This is a genomic window from Micromonospora chokoriensis (assembly GCF_900091505.1).
Lineage (GTDB): Bacteria > Actinomycetota > Actinomycetes > Mycobacteriales > Micromonosporaceae > Micromonospora > Micromonospora chokoriensis.
The window spans coordinates 544,600-558,409 of the sequence record NZ_LT607409.1; the positions used below are offsets into that span (position 1 = coordinate 544,600).

General features: G+C 72.4%; 14 protein-coding genes. 10 read left to right on the forward strand and 4 right to left on the reverse strand.

Going from position 1 to position 13,810, the window contains the following annotated elements; all coding sequences use genetic code 11:
- Positions 1 to 63 precede the first annotated feature (63 nt).
- Positions 64 to 1,176, forward strand: a complete 1,113-nt coding sequence (locus tag GA0070612_RS32780) for a hypothetical protein (protein ID WP_269458278.1) — start codon at positions 64 to 66, stop codon at positions 1,174 to 1,176.
- A 69-nt stretch (positions 1,177 to 1,245) separates the two neighbouring features.
- Here the strand turns inward: GA0070612_RS32780 and rsmI are convergent, their stop codons facing one another.
- A complete protein-coding gene (gene rsmI, locus GA0070612_RS02500; protein WP_408630529.1) occupies positions 1,246 to 2,085 on the reverse strand; it encodes a 16S rRNA (cytidine(1402)-2'-O)-methyltransferase in 840 nt (279 codons plus the stop codon).
- Between the two features lie 141 nt (positions 2,086 to 2,226).
- Between rsmI and GA0070612_RS02505 the strand changes: the two genes are divergently transcribed.
- The 3 genes from GA0070612_RS02505 (at position 2,227) to GA0070612_RS02515 (ending at position 6,320) form a co-directional block, all read left to right on the forward strand.
- The gene (locus GA0070612_RS02505; RefSeq protein WP_197699395.1) at positions 2,227 to 3,894 is read left to right on the forward strand and encodes a dolichyl-phosphate-mannose--protein mannosyltransferase; all 1,668 of its coding nucleotides are present in this window, start codon (positions 2,227 to 2,229) and stop codon (positions 3,892 to 3,894) included.
- A 363-nt stretch (positions 3,895 to 4,257) separates the two neighbouring features.
- Complete coding sequence (locus GA0070612_RS02510) at positions 4,258 to 5,541, forward strand: VWA domain-containing protein (RefSeq protein WP_088986441.1); 1,284 nt, start codon at positions 4,258 to 4,260, stop codon at positions 5,539 to 5,541.
- Entirely contained in the window at positions 5,541 to 6,320 is a 780-nt protein-coding gene (locus GA0070612_RS02515; RefSeq protein WP_088991223.1) for a peptidase, read from the forward strand. The genes GA0070612_RS02510 and GA0070612_RS02515 overlap by 1 nt, the downstream gene beginning before the upstream one ends.
- Before the next feature lie 49 nt (positions 6,321 to 6,369).
- On the opposite strand, the gene GA0070612_RS02520 is transcribed toward GA0070612_RS02515, so the two are convergent.
- Positions 6,370 to 6,639 (reverse strand): hypothetical protein, encoded by a 270-nt coding sequence (locus GA0070612_RS02520; protein WP_088986442.1) that lies wholly within the window; start codon positions 6,637 to 6,639, stop codon positions 6,370 to 6,372.
- A 202-nt stretch (positions 6,640 to 6,841) separates the two neighbouring features.
- Here GA0070612_RS02520 and GA0070612_RS02525 point away from each other — a divergent pair, with 202 nt between their 5' ends.
- Entirely contained in the window at positions 6,842 to 7,498 is a 657-nt protein-coding gene (locus GA0070612_RS02525) for a 4'-phosphopantetheinyl transferase family protein (RefSeq protein ID WP_088986443.1), read from the forward strand.
- A gap of 171 nt (positions 7,499 to 7,669) precedes the next feature.
- Entirely contained in the window at positions 7,670 to 8,554 is an 885-nt protein-coding gene (locus GA0070612_RS02530; RefSeq protein WP_088986444.1) for a hypothetical protein, read from the forward strand.
- Between the two features lie 65 nt (positions 8,555 to 8,619).
- On the opposite strand, the gene GA0070612_RS02535 is transcribed toward GA0070612_RS02530, so the two are convergent.
- Positions 8,620 to 9,642 (reverse strand): hypothetical protein, encoded by a 1,023-nt coding sequence (locus GA0070612_RS02535; RefSeq protein ID WP_157742403.1) that lies wholly within the window; start codon positions 9,640 to 9,642, stop codon positions 8,620 to 8,622.
- A 107-nt stretch (positions 9,643 to 9,749) separates the two neighbouring features.
- Positions 9,750 to 10,835, reverse strand: a complete 1,086-nt coding sequence (locus GA0070612_RS02540; RefSeq protein ID WP_088986446.1) for a Gfo/Idh/MocA family protein — start codon at positions 10,833 to 10,835, stop codon at positions 9,750 to 9,752.
- Positions 10,836 to 10,926: 91 nt separating this feature from the next.
- Here GA0070612_RS02540 and GA0070612_RS31275 point away from each other — a divergent pair, with 91 nt between their 5' ends.
- The 4 genes from GA0070612_RS31275 to GA0070612_RS02555 all read left to right on the forward strand — a co-directional run bounded on the left by GA0070612_RS31275 (position 10,927) and on the right by GA0070612_RS02555 (position 13,614).
- Positions 10,927 to 11,256, forward strand: a complete 330-nt coding sequence (locus tag GA0070612_RS31275) for a hypothetical protein (protein ID WP_157742404.1) — start codon at positions 10,927 to 10,929, stop codon at positions 11,254 to 11,256.
- A gap of 60 nt (positions 11,257 to 11,316) precedes the next feature.
- Positions 11,317 to 12,168 (forward strand): LLM class flavin-dependent oxidoreductase, encoded by an 852-nt coding sequence (locus GA0070612_RS02545; protein ID WP_088986447.1) that lies wholly within the window; start codon positions 11,317 to 11,319, stop codon positions 12,166 to 12,168.
- Positions 12,165 to 12,590: a nucleoside deaminase gene (locus tag GA0070612_RS02550; protein WP_088986448.1), complete on the forward strand. Its 426-nt coding sequence runs from the start codon at positions 12,165 to 12,167 to the stop codon at positions 12,588 to 12,590. The genes GA0070612_RS02545 and GA0070612_RS02550 overlap by 4 nt, the downstream gene beginning before the upstream one ends.
- A 136-nt stretch (positions 12,591 to 12,726) precedes the next feature.
- Positions 12,727 to 13,614 carry a hypothetical protein gene (locus tag GA0070612_RS02555; protein ID WP_088986449.1) on the forward strand — a complete coding sequence of 296 codons (888 nt, stop codon included), beginning with the start codon at positions 12,727 to 12,729 and terminating at the stop codon, positions 13,612 to 13,614.
- Positions 13,615 to 13,810 lie beyond the last annotated feature (196 nt).

Consider the following 13,810-nt stretch of genomic DNA (forward strand, 5'->3'; position numbering starts at 1 on the left):
TTTGTCGCCGACACGCGGTCGAGCTGCGCGTTCCGCCCCCCGCAGCGGTGTGCAATGAACGTCGTGACTGGCAGACGAGCGGCACGGGACCACGAGGACCCGCCCACCGGGCCGGCGGTCGACGACGACCCCGTTCCCGATCCGGCTCCGCCCCGCAGCGCCGGCGTCGCTCCCCAGCCCCGGCTGGTACCCGGCACCGGCGCCGGGACGCGACAGGGCCCCAGCCCGCGACCGAGTCCGACCACCCGGGCCGGGGCCGACCCGCCGGCGGAGCAGCAGACCAGGCCCGCGGAGTTTGCCGCCACGCCGGCGCGCCCCACGCCGGCCGCGCCGACACCCACCCCGGCCCGGCCGACCCCCGCCGCGCCCGCGCCGAGCCCGGCCCGGCCGAGCCCTCCGGGCCCGACCGCCGGCTCGACGGTCGCCGCCGCGGAGACCGTCGAGGTGGAGCCGACCACCGGCGCTCCGGTGGACGCGGTACCCCGTCGGGTGCCCGTCCGGCAGCAGAGCCGCCGGCACCGGGACCGACGGGCCGACGGCGACGCCCCGGACGGTGACGACGCCTTCTGGGCACCGATCGAGGAGGTGCACTGGGACGGCACCCCGGTCCGGGAGGATCCGACGCCGGACCGGGGCCTGGACTTCCGCCCGACCCGGCGCCGGCCGCCGAGCCGGACGGCACCGCCGCCCGATCCACTGCCCGGCCTCGCCGCGTTGGTGACGCTGAGCCTCGTCGCGGCCTTCTTCGCCTGGGTCAGCGCCGGCCCGTTCTGGATCGCGGTCGGGCACGCCCGGGTGGGCACCGTGGTGCTTGACGGCTGCACGGGCGACGGGCTGACCCAACGGTGCCGGGGCACGTTCACGGCACAGGACGGACGGTTCATCGCGCACGGTGTACGGGTGACCGGCGTGCCCGCCGTCGCGAACGCGAGCGGCACCCGACTGTCGGCGCGGATGACCGGCCCGGACGCCACCACCGCGTACGCGGACACCGGCGTGGGCCGGCACCTGCGCTGGCTGCCCGGTCTGCTGGTGGTGCTGGGCTGCGCCGCCGGCATCGTCCGGTGGACCGGGTCGGCCCGGTTGCCAGGCCGGCGGAGCCGCCGTTGGGCGGTGACCTCCGCCGTCGCGGGCCCCGTGCTGATCACCGTCGGCTTCCTGGTCGCCGCCTGGTAGGTGGGCAGCCGTGGTCCGGGCTCGACGACCGGCTGCGCGAGGCGGTGGTCGCCGCCGGCGCGCAGAGGCTCAGCTGTGCACGATCGTGTAGACGTCCCGGCGGCGCAGCGCGTACTCGGTGGCGACGTCGGTGATGGCGTCCCGGCGGGACCGGCCGGCGGCCTCCCGCTCGGCGACCGCCGCGCGCAGGGTGTCGTCGTCCGGGCGTTCCGGGGCGGTCGTCGGCGCTCCGGCCACCACCAGTGTGATCTCTCCGCGCGGGTTCGCCTCGGCGGCCCACCGGGCCAGCTCGCCGAGCGGGCGGCGGAGCACCTCCTCGTAGGTCTTGGTCAGCTCCCGGCAGAGCGCGGCGGGCCGGTCCGCGCCGAACGTGTCGGCGAGGTCGGTGAGAGCCGCGCCGATCCGGTGCGGGGCCTCGAAGAAGACGAGGGTGCGTTCCTCGGCGGCGAGCGCGTGCAGTCGGGACCGGCGGGCGCCGGGGGTGCGGGGCAGGAAGCCCTCGAAGCAGAACCGGTCGCAGGGCAGCCCGGAGACGGCCAACGCGGTGGTGACCGCGCTCGGCCCCGGGGCGACGGTGACCGGCGCCCCGACGTCCAACGCGGCGCGGACCAGCCGGTAGCCGGGGTCGGAGACGCTCGGCATCCCCCCGTCGGTGACCAGCGCCACCACGTACCCGCCGAGGATGACCTCGACCAGCTCGGGGGTGCGTCGTTCCTCGTTGCCCTCGAAGTACGAGACGATGCGACCGCCGACGGTGATGTCGAGGTCGCGGGCCAGCCGGGTGAGCCGGCGGGTGTCCTCGGCGGCGACCACGTCGGCGCTGGTCAGCACCTCCCGGAAGCGGGTCGAGGCGTCGGCGGGGTTGCCGAGGGGGGCACCGAGCAGGACCAGGCGCCCAGTCTCGGACATTTCACCCACAGATTCGTCTCCTTCATCGACAGTGAATACCGGTATCAGGGACGACGGGCGCCACCGGACACCTTGGCAGCCTACGATCGCCGGGTGACGAGTGCGTCGACAGCGCAGAGCCCGAGCGCCGAGCCTGCCAAGATGGTCGAGGTGACGGGCGAGCCCAGCCGTAACCAGGAGCCGACGGCACCAGATGCCACCGGCGGTGGCGTGTCCGCCGTGGTCAGGCGGAGGTTCGCCACCGTCGACACCAAACTGGACCGGTTCTCCTGGCTGGCCACAGCGGTGGTGGTGGCCATCGCGGCGATCCTGCGGTTCGTCGGGCTGTCCAGCCCAAAGGGCAAGATCTTCGACGAGACGTACTACGCCAAGGACGGCTACGGGTTGATCACCCGCGCCGTCGAGTGGAACTACAAGGACAACGTCCCGTCGTACGTGGTGCACCCGCCGCTGGGCAAGTGGTTGATCGGCCTCGGCGAGTGGGCCTTCGGCTACCAGGACGCCGAGTCGAAGGTCTCCGTGCCCGGCCACCTCATCACCACCGCGCCGGAGTTCGGCTGGCGGTTCTCGGCGGCCGTGATCGGCACGTTGTCGGTGCTGCTGCTGGTCCGCATCGGTCGGCGGATGTTCCACTCGACGGTGCTCGGCTGCGCGGCGGGCCTGCTGCTCGCCCTGGACGGCTTCCACCTGGTGCTGTCCCGCGCGGCGCTGCTCGACATCTTCCTGCTCTTCTTCGTGCTGGCGGCCTTCGGCGCGTTGGTGCTCGACCGGGACGCCCGCCGTCGCCGTTGGGCGCGGGCCCTGGACGACGGGCTCGACCCGAGCCAGCCGGGCCGTGCCGGCCGACCGGCGACCGGTTGGCGCACCTGGCCGTGGTGGCGACTGGCCGCCGGGGTGCTGCTCGGCTGCGCCTGCGCGGTGAAGTGGAGCGCTCTGTACTTCGTCCCGGCGTTCGCGCTGCTGGTGATCCTCTGGGAGGTCGGCGTCCGCCGTTCGGCGGGGGTCCGCCGGCCCTGGCGGGACACAGTGCTCGACGAGCTGCCCTGGGTGGTGCTCGCCGGCGTGCTGATGGTGGGCACCTACCTCGTCACCTGGACGGGCTGGCTGGTCACCGACGACGGCTACTACCGGCTGGCGTCGTCGACGCAGTACGCGACCGACAAGCTGAGCGACCGCCCGGTGATCGGCCCGCTGATCAACCTGTACGAGTACCATCGCGCGGCCTACGGGTTCCACGCCCAACTCGACGACGCGCACAAATACCAGTCCTGGCCCTGGCAGTGGCTGCTGCTCGGCCGTCCGGTGGCGTTCCACTACGCCAGCGACGGCACCTGCGGCGCGCCGACGTGCGCCTCCGAGATCCTGCTGCTCGGCACCCCGCTGCTCTGGTGGTCGTTCCTGCCGGCCCTGGTGGCGCTGGCCTGGCTGGGCCTGGCCCGTCGGGACTGGCGGGCCGGCGCGATCCTGCTGACCGTGGCGGCCGGGCTGCTGCCGTGGTTCTGGCTCGCCCTCGACGGCCGGACGATGTTCTCGTTCTACGCCGCGCCGGTGGTGCCGTTCCTGGTGCTCGCCGTGGTGTACGTGATGGGCGCGCTGATCGCTCCCGCCGGAGGTGACGTGGGCGAGGTGGCGCCACTGCTGCCCGGCGACCCGAGCTACGAACGTCGACTGGTGGGCAGCATCGCGGCCGGGGCGTACGTGTTGCTGGTCGGGCTGTGCTTCGCGTACTTCTATCCGATCTTCGTCGGCACGGTGATTCCGTACTCGGACTGGCTGTCCCGGATGTGGCTCGACGGTCGGTGGATATAAGCGCCGACAGGCGACGCGCCGCACAGCGCGACGAGAAGGGCCCGCACGCCGAAGCGTGCGGGCCCTTCTGACAAAGACGCGCGCCCCGATCGCCTGCCACGGGGGAAGCGGGCGATTGGGGCGCGCATGAAGAGCTTAACCACCGCGCACCACCGGCACAACGGGTCGACTTGGGTCAGATTTCCGACGGATGTCAACCGGATCGACAACGACCCTTCCTCAGTTGACCGAGGGTGACCTGACGTGGACCCAGAGCGCGGAAACGGCCGCTCAGGGGCGGTCGCCGATCCGGCCGGCGGTGGCGGATCCCGATCGCCAGCACCCGAACGATCATCCAAAGTGGATCTCACTACACTGCGGGCCGTGATCAACTTCAGACGATCGACGGCTGTCCTTCTCGGACTGCTGGCGACCACCGCGCTGACCGGGCCCGCCCCGGCGTGGGCCGACGAGGAGCCGGCGCCCGAGCCACCCCGGGTCGAACTGGTGCTGGACGTCAGCGGCTCGATGCGCGCCGCCGACATCGACGGACGCAGCCGGATCTCGGTCGCCCAGCAGGCCTTCAACGAGGTGGTGGACGCGCTGCCGGAGGAGACCCAGCTCGGCATCCGGGTGCTCGGCGCGACCTACCGCGGCAAGGACAAGAAGGTCGGCTGTCAGGACACCCAGCAGATCGTTCCGGTCGGCCCGGTGGACCGCACCGCGGCCAAGGCGGCGGTGGCGACGCTACGGCCGACGGGATTCACACCCGTCGGCCTCGCACTGCGCTCCGCCGCACAGGACCTGGGCAGCGGGGCCACCACCCGCCGGATCGTGCTGATCACCGACGGCGAGGACACCTGCGCCCCGCCGGACCCGTGCGAGGTGGCCCGGGAGCTGGCCGCCCAGGGCACCAGCCTGGTCGTCGACACCCTCGGCCTGGCCCCCGACGAGAAGGTCCGTCGGCAGCTGCTCTGCATCGCCAGCGCGACCGGCGGCACCTACACCGCCGCGCAGAGCGCCGAGGAACTGACCGGCCGGATCAAACAGCTCGTCGAGCGGGCCGGCGACACGCACACCCGCGCCCCGACGGTGGTCGGTGGCACGAACGCCTGCGACAACGCGCCGTTGCTCGCCCCCGGCGTCTACGCCGACCGGGAGGCGTTCTCCGAGCACCGCTACTACCGGGTGCCGGTACGCCCCGGGCAGGAGCTGCGGGCGTCGGTGAGCATCGCGCTGGACCGACCCGTGAACCGGGACTACGGGGTGTTGCTGCGGGCCACCGCCGCCGACGGACGGGAACTGGTCCGGGGCGCGGACGCCGGCAGTGGACGTGCCGACGTGCTCTCCGCCGGGCTGCGCTGGTCGGCCACCGCCGACGACGAGGACGCCGCGGAGACCGCGGAGAGTTCCGCGCCGGTCGTCGAACCCACCACCGTCTGCCTGGTGGTGAGCAACTCGTTCGCCCCCCGCCCCGGCACCGCGGCCACCCCGGGCATGCCGGTGGAGTTGACCATCGACGTGGTCGCCGCCGCGCCCGCCCCGGACGGACCGGACCTCGGTCGGGGCTGGGTGCTGCTCGCCCTGCTCACCGTCGCCGGGCTGATCACCGGCCTGCTCGCCGGACTGCTCACCCGCTGGTGGGTCGCCACCTGGAGGGAGAACTGATGCGTAACGCACTGTTCCGGTCACTGGCGGCGCTGGTCGCCGTCGGTGGGGCCGCCCTGGTCCCCGCCGCCGCCGTCGCCGCCCCGACCCCCTCCCCGGGAGCCACGCCGGTGAACCGGGCCGGCACGTCGTTCCTCACCGCCACCCCGATCTCCGCCGGGCAGCCGGTGCGGGTGGACGCCTCGATCGGCGACCACCTCTACTGGGCGTTCTCGGCGAAGGCCGGTCAGGTGCACGAGATCACCGCGACCGTCACCTTCCCGAAGGGGCGCAGCGGCGCCTCCACCTGGACGGTCGACGTCTTCGACGGGCTGCGCCGCCGTCAGGCGTGCACCGCCGGGGCGCAGACCCCGACCGTGGACGCGAAGGCGTCCAGCGTGACGCTGGGCTGCACGTTGCGCGAGGTGCGGGCGTGGGCGGAGCCCTGGTCGGCCGACCCGCTGCCCGGCTCGTACGTCGTCCGGCTCTCCGTGACCGACCTCCCGGAGCCGGATCTGGGCGCACCTGTCGACGTGGACCTGCTGGTCGGCGAAGTCGCCGACCGGGGCGCGTCGGCCGACGACGGCGAGTTGGCCGCGCCGCTGGTGCCGAACACCAAGGCGGGCACGGTGCTCAACGCCGTACCCGTGGCGGAGCCGGAGGCCGACGACGCCGACTCGCTCACGGACTGGTTGCCGGACCTCGGGTCGCGCTGGGTCTGGACCGGCGTCGGCGGCGTGCTCGCTGCGGTGGCCGGCGTGTTCGGCTTCGCGGTGACCCGGCGGCCCCGACGTCGCTGAACCCGCCGGCCCCGCTGGTGGCCCCGCCCGCAGCGGGGCCACCAGCGGTTCAGGCGCGTCGGGAACCGCGTGGCAGCCAGCCGATGAACCGGTCCTGGAGCGACATCACCGGCGCCGCTCGCAGATCCTCCGTGGCAGCGGCGAGACAGGAGCCCAGGTAGACGCTGAGCATCGCCCGGTCACCCCGGTACTCCGCCAGCAGCCGGCTGCGCTTCGTCGCGCACGGCCACTCGTCACCGCAGGAGACGCAGCTCCAGCAGGGGGTCTTCGGAGCATGATCGTCGACCCGCACCCCCGACCGTTCCGCACCATCGGTCATCGCACGTCCTTCCAGATGTCCACGGGGCTGGGCGACTACCGTGCCCGGCACGTTGTTGATGGTGGTCCCCCCCGGAGCCATAAGAGAGGGCGTTGCACGTCCCTCCGGTGTTACATCTTTGCGGTACCTTCTCCGGTCGTGGGAGTCGGAAATTTGACGCTTGACCGCATGCTCCACCACTACCAATCAGTAGGCCGACACCGTGCGTGACATTTTTCCCTCGACCGTCGCGGTCGCCGTCGCCGGGCCGGACGACTGGCTCGGCGAGCTCCTCCCCGCCGAGCAGGCATGCCTCGGCCAGCGGGCCGTGGAGACCCGTCGGCGGGACTTCGCCGCCGGCCGGTCCTGCGCCCGCCGGGCCATGACCGATCTCGGCCTGCCACCGGCCGCCGTGCCGGCCGCCGCCGACCGCTCGCCCGTCTGGCCCGCCGGGGTGGTCGGCACCATCACCCACACCACCGGCTACTGCGCCGCGGCGACGGCGCTCACCACCGACGTCCGGTCCGTCGGAATGGACGCCGAGCAACACCAGGACATCAATCCGGGGGTACGCAGGATCGTGCTGCTGCCCGAGGAGGAGGCCACCTGCGCGGGGCTGCCCGGCGGCACGTCCTGGCCGGTCGTCATGTTCAGCGCGAAGGAGACCGTCTACAAGGTCTGGTATCCGGTCGTCGGATCGTGGTTGGGCTTCCTCGACGCCCAGCTCGACATCGACCCGGACGCCGGCACGTTCACGGCCCGGATCGCCCCGGCCCGGCTGAACCAGGCGACGGTCGAGGATCCACCGGCCACCATCGCCGGCCGGTTCGTCGTCGCCGACGGGCTGGTCCGCACCGCGGCGGTGCTGCCGCTGCGCTGATCTTCCCCGTCCATCGTGGCCGAAAACGATCGGCTGGCGGCCGTCCAGATTGTCCGGACCGACCGGAAACAGGCCGTGGGACGGGCTCGGCGCGACGGCCGGGCGGTCCACCACGCACGGTAGCGTCGGCGGGTTCCCCGAACCACACGTACCGAGGCGTCAAGGAGCACGGTGACCCACCCCCAGCCCTCCGCCGGGCAGCAGGACTCCCACCAGCCGGACCAGGAACCGCCGACGCAGCCGTCCTCCATCACACCGCCGCAGCCAGCCGGGGACCCGGCGCTCCCACCGACACCGCTCCCACAGACACCGCTGCCGCCGAGCCCGTGGTCGGCCGCGGGGAGCGCGTCGCAGCCGCCGTTCTCGGGTGCCGCGTACCCGGCGACCGGCGAAGGCCACCCGGTCGCCGGTGGGCCCGGCCATCCCCTCGCCACATCCCCGCCGATGCCGGCGCAGGGGTCGAAGAAGACGGTCGTGGCCGTCGCGGTCAGCGCGGCGGTACTCACCCTGCTCGCCTGCGCCGGCGGCATCGTGGCCGTCGTCATGGGCACCAAACGGGCCGCGACCGGCGTGACCGAGGCGGGCCCCACGCCCGGGGTCAGCCGAGAGGTGGTCCAGCCGCCGGCGCGGGTGCCCGCGTCGGCGCCTCCGGCCGGCGACACCCGCAACATGTCGCCCGGCGACACCCTGGTCATCGACGGCGACGAGGGCACCATCGAGATCACCGTGACGAAGTTCAGCACCGCCACCAAGCCCTGCAAGGCCTACGGTCTCAAGCCCGACGAGGGCATGTACGTGATCGCCGACGTGCAGCTCACCGTCACCAAGGGCACCGCCTCCGCGAACCCCCTCTTCTTCAACTGGGTCGCCGCCGACGGCAGCCAGGCCAACGCGGTCGCCGGGGCCTTCTCCGGCTGCGGCAAGCCGATGCCGTCCGCCGACGAGCTGACCGCCGGCACCAGGCGCACCGGCAGCGTCGTGTTCGACGTCCACGACGCGTCGGGAGTGCTGGAGTACCAGCCCATGTTCGAGACCGCGGGCTCCTGGAAGCCGTGATCCGTTGACGCGGTGTGGGGCCGACCCCGACGGGGCGGCCCCACACCGTTGCGCGAGCCGGAGTGTCAGCAGCCCGTCCAGCGCACCGGGGTCACCCGGTCGGCGAGGACGTTGCGGAATCCGACGATGGTCCCCGTGTCGGAGATGGACCGGGCACCGACGGCCACCCCTTCGGCGCCACCGGGCAGGACCCGCGAGGTGGACCCCCTGCCGACGCGGTCACCACCGACCACGACCCCCTTGGCATTGACGTCCGTCAGTGCGGGAATCTCCTGATCGAGCAGGGTGTGCGAGCCGTTGCGGAGGTCCCACCGAACCTTCGACGCACCGGTGTCGTCGAGCCCGACCAGGCCGATCGCCCAGCGGCCCGCCGCCGCGCTGGCCGTGCTCCAGTCGGCGCCGGGGAACGTGAGCGCGTCGATCCGGCCGTTCGGCCGGCGGACCCAGCTGTTCCAGTCCCCGAAGGGCCCGGCGCTACCGACGATGGTCCCGTTGTCGGTGATCCCGCTCGCCTCAGCGTTGGCCGGGGCCTTGAGCACCTCGACAGTTCCCGGACGGGCGGCTGGCCAGCGCAGGGCGGAGTATTCTCCGGGGACGATGTCCGAGCCGTAGCCGACGATGTCGCCCGCGTCGTTGATGGCGCTGACGAAGATGCCGGTGGACGGCAGCACCGGCAACTGCTTGATCGTGCCGTCGCGGTAGACCCACGGTTGACCGATGCCGGTGCCCAGTGCCGAACCGTTGCCGATCACGACGCCGTCGGCGTTGACGTCGACCGGGTCGGCCATGCCCGGCACCTCGACCTCGGTGACCTGCTGCCCGTCCCAGAACAGCAGCAGGTACTGGTTGTCGACCTCGCCGACCCGCAGAGCCGTGCCGGCGATGTAACGACCCGTCGGGTCGATGACGTTCGCGTCGGCGCGGTAGGTGTCGGTCGGGTACGGCAGCGTACTGATCGTGCAGGTACGCGCTGCCGCACCGGCGGGCGCGGCGCTCGCCGGCCCGGAGACGGCCACCCCGAGAGAGGTGACCAGCAGGGCGGTGGTGGCGGCGCCGGCGATCATCCTGCGTCGAGTGCTTCGCTTCATCCTTGCTCCCCGTGTCGGCCCGGGTGCTCCGGGCGTCGGTCGATACGGGAATCACCCGCGAGCCGACCTCACGGTTGCGGTGTGTCGGGGAGGGGACAGCAGCCGGGCTACCCCGCCCAGGCCTCGGCGGTGGTGGTGACCGCCCGGCCGGTGCGGACGGACTCTCCGATGGCGAGGCTGATCAGGTGGTCCTGGCAGGCCTCGGCGAGCGGGTACGGTGCCGGGCCCTCCTCCCGAGCCCACGCACCGGTCCGGACGAGGAGGTCGGCCACCGCGATGTCGTCGTCGGACAGTCCGCTGCCGACGAACGGGTTGCGATAGACCACGTCGCCGTCGAAGCTGACGTGCTTCAGGTCGAGCCCTTCCAGGTTGAGGTCGAGGCCGGTCTGCCGACGCACCAGCGACGACTCGACGGGCGTGGTCGGGTCGACCAGCCGGACGACCCGGTCGTCCACCAGCTCACCGCGCGACCCCCGCACCACCAACCGGCGTCCGCGCAGCGGATTCCACCACTGGTTGTCGGTGAAGTCGTACAGACCCATCCGCCCACCGAAGTCGATGGTCGCCAAGGTGGTGGAGAGCTGCCGTGGGGTGTCGTCACCACTCCAGCCGGCCGGTGACAACGGGTCGGCCAGCGGCGCGGCGAAGGCACGCGCGCTGACCTCGGCGGCGTCGAACCCGACCCCGAGCAGGCCACGGATCAGCGAGACCGCATGGTAGAGGTGCGTCGAGGAGATCTGCACCGAGGTCGGCTCGCCGAGCACCCCGGCGCGGACCAGCGTCAGTCGGGCCGCGTGCCCGGGCATCAGCAGATACTGCTCGGCGACCTGCACCAGACCACTGCCACCGACATCGGCCCAGAGCGCGCGCAACCCCGCCAGGTCCGCGGCGGGCGGCGTCTCCGCGAGCACGGGTACGCCGGCCGCGACCAGTTCCCGGGTCACGTCGGGGGTCACCGGCCAGGGCACCGACACGATGACGACGTCCGGTCGCTCGTGGGCGAGCAGTTCGGCCGTCGTGCGGAAGGTCGGCACGTCCCACGCGGCAGTCACCGCGGCACCACGTGCTGCGGTCCGCGTCACCACGCCGGTCGCTCGCAGCCGCTCCGGCAGGAGTCGTGCCAGACGAAGGAAGAACTCACCCCGCCAGCCACTGCCGACGAGGCCGAACCGGGTCTGCGCGGTGGGATCCATGGGCGCTCCTCACGTCGAGACCCGGATGCTAGCCGCTCCGGGGGCGACGCTCCTCGCTACGGTTGCGACGCTGCTCGCCACGGTTGCGGCCGTGACCGGCGATCCGCTGCGCGGGCTGCCCGTCGAGGTGGCCGCACGGCGTCCGCCTCTGGACTACTACCTGGTCCTGCCCCGGCCGGGCCGCACCGAGTCGACAGGCGTGGTCGCGGAGGGGATCGTCGTGGAGGAGTTCACCCGCCACCACGACTTCTCCACAGCGGGACTGGCTTCGCCGAGCGACGCGTCTACCGTGTCCTGTTCGCCAAGGACCTCCGGGACGACCAGGTGGCAGATCTCCGGACGACCTGTGGACAGCCGACCTCGACACCGCTCCGCGTGCGTCGGGTTCGGTCGCAGCCGGTCACCTGGAGCGGGGCGGTGACCACTTCACCGCCGGCCGCGCCCGTTCCCAAGATGATCGACACTGACTAGCCTCGATCGCGTGCAGATTGGCGTGAACGTACCCAACTTCGCCCCCGGCACCGATCCCCGGGTGCTGCGACAGTGGGCCCAGACAGTTGAAGGTCTCGGCTTCGACCTGCTGATGGTCTCCGACCACATCGTGGTGACCCCGGACGTGGCCGAGCAGTATCCAGCGCCGTTCTACGAGCCGTTCACCACGCTGTCCTGGCTGGCCGGGGTGACCCACCGGGTCCGGCTCGGCACGACGGTGCTCATCGTCCCCTACCGGCATCCGCTGCTCACCGCCCGGATGGCGGCGAACCTCAACCGCCTCAGCGGGGGCCGGCTCGTCCTCGGCGTCGGCGTCGGCTGGGCCCGGCAGGAATTCGAGGCGCTCGGGGTGCCGTACCAGCGGCGGGGCGCCCTCACCGACGAACACCTCCAGGCCATGCGCGACGCCTGGCGCGACACCGACGACTACGACACCGAACCCATCCCCCTCTGGGTCGGCGGCAACAGCGACGCCGGCATGCGTCGCGCCGTACGGCTCGGGGACGCCTGGCACCCGCTCCGACTCACGCCCGACAAGCTCACGGACGCGGCCGGACGCCTCGACGTCATCGCCGACGACCTGGGCCTCCCCAGGCCCGCGTTGGTGCCGCGCATCGCCCTGCAGGAAACCCGCGAACCGGTCACCGACCCGGGCCGGCTCGCCGGCGTCGGCACCATCGAGCAGATCACCGCAGACCTCGACCGGATCCGCCGGCTCGGCGCGGAGACGGTGGTCCTCGACCCGTTCAACGACGACCTGACCGAGATCCGCCAGCCCGAACGTGCCTGGCGAACCCTCGCGGCCGTGGCCGCGTACGCCAAGACCCAGGAGGACCGATGACGCCCGACGACGAACGACTTCTCCGCCGTGCCGTGCAGATCGCCGCCGAGGCCGGCGCATCCGGCGAACGGCCGTTCGGCTCGTTGCTCGCCGCCGCCGACGGCACCGTCCTGATCGAGGACCACAACACTGTGGTCTCCGACTCGGACATCACCGCCCACCCGGAACTGAAGCTGGCCCGGTGGGCCGCCCGGGAACTCGCCCCGGACGTGGCCGCCGGCACGACCATGTACACCAGCTGCCAGCCCTGCCCGATGTGCGCGACCGCGATCGACCGCTCCGGCCTCGGTCGGGTGGTGTACGCCCTGTCCTCCGAGCAGTTCGAGGAGGTCAAGCCGGCCACCCCACCCCTGCCCCCGGTGCGCTACGAGGGGCCGGCTCTCTTCGACGAGGCACGCCGCCCCATCGACGACCACTACTGACCGATCGAGGCCGCAGACTCCACTTTGTACGAACTGTCGCTCCGGCCACTCAAGCGCATCCATACGTGCGCTAATTGACCGACAGCAATCATCGGGCGCCTGCCCGGGCTGTCTCGTCTCCCAGAGAGGAACGGGGATGCAAGGATCCTTGCGGAAGGCTGCGCTCGCAGCCGCTTTGTCCATCGTCGGTGTGGCGGGTGGGTTGACCCTGGCGGCACCCGCGCAGGCGCAGGTCGTGGAGTCCGGATCGGTCTCCTTCAGCGGTGACCCCGGCGACTACATCACCGGCGGTGACTCCTACTCGTACTCCACCGACGGCGGCGACCAACTCACGACAAGCAGCTCGGTCGACAACAGCAGCTTGTTGGTCAGCATCAACGGCTACAACGGCGACTGGTGGTCCGTGGACTTCGACGCGCCCGGCAGCGCGCCACTGACGCCGGGCACCTACGCGGCGGCGACCCGATACCCGTTCAACGGGGCCGGTCCCGGCCTCGACCTGTCCGGCAACGGGCGGGGCTGCAACGAGCTCACCGGCACCTTCACCGTCATCAACGCGGTGTTCGGCCCCAACGGCTACGTGCAGACCTTCGACGCCACCTTCGAGCAGCACTGCGAGGGCGGAGCGCCGGCTGCCCGCGGCGAGGTGCACATCGCCAACCCACCGCCGCCCGCGCAGCTGGAGCTCGAACTCTCCGTGGCGACCGACGGCATCGCCCACCGGGTGAACGGCAACGCGGTCCTGCACGGCACGGTGACCTGCAACGTGCCGGCCTCCGTGACGATGGAAGGCATGGTCACCCAGGTCGTCAAGAAGGTGATCATTCGCGGCAGCTTCTCCACCCACGTCACCTGCACCCCGGGCAGCCCGACCCCCTGGACGGCCGCAGCCGTCCCGGGCGGCACCACCCCGTTCGCCAAGGGTCTAGCCGAGGCCGTCACCCAGGCCCGCGGCTACGACACCGAATACAACGAGTACGTCACCGTGAACAACACCACGACGGTGAAGCTCACCCGGTCCTGACCCGTCAACGCCTGGCGGCCGGCAGGAGTCGGCCGCCAGGCGCCACGGTCACCGGATACCGCGGCGGCGGCCCTCTGAGTCCCCCGCATCGATGGAGCGGTGGTTACCTGCTGCCGGCTGGTGCAGGGGCGGCGAAACACAGTGGTCACGCGCAGCGGACTGAACTGGACGCTGGTTGGACGCGCCCGGCCGGTGC

What these genes read in the sequence shown, in the direction of transcription:
- rsmI (WP_408630529.1), bottom strand. Translation starts at nt 2,085, where the DNA reads ATGTCCGAGACTGGGCGCCTGGTCCTGCTCGGTGCCCCCCTCGGCAAC.
- GA0070612_RS02505 (WP_197699395.1), top strand. Translation starts at nt 2,227, where the DNA reads ATGGTCGAGGTGACGGGCGAGCCCAGCCGTAACCAGGAGCCGACGGCA.
- GA0070612_RS02515 (WP_088991223.1), top strand. Translation starts at nt 5,541, where the DNA reads ATGCGTAACGCACTGTTCCGGTCACTGGCGGCGCTGGTCGCCGTCGGT.
- GA0070612_RS02520 (WP_088986442.1), bottom strand. Translation starts at nt 6,639, where the DNA reads ATGACCGATGGTGCGGAACGGTCGGGGGTGCGGGTCGACGATCATGCT.
- GA0070612_RS02535 (WP_157742403.1), bottom strand. Translation starts at nt 9,642, where the DNA reads ATGAAGCGAAGCACTCGACGCAGGATGATCGCCGGCGCCGCCACCACC.
- GA0070612_RS02540 (WP_088986446.1), bottom strand. Translation starts at nt 10,835, where the DNA reads ATGGATCCCACCGCGCAGACCCGGTTCGGCCTCGTCGGCAGTGGCTGG.
- GA0070612_RS02550 (WP_088986448.1), top strand. Translation starts at nt 12,165, where the DNA reads ATGACGCCCGACGACGAACGACTTCTCCGCCGTGCCGTGCAGATCGCC.
- GA0070612_RS02555 (WP_088986449.1), top strand. Translation starts at nt 12,727, where the DNA reads ATGCAAGGATCCTTGCGGAAGGCTGCGCTCGCAGCCGCTTTGTCCATC.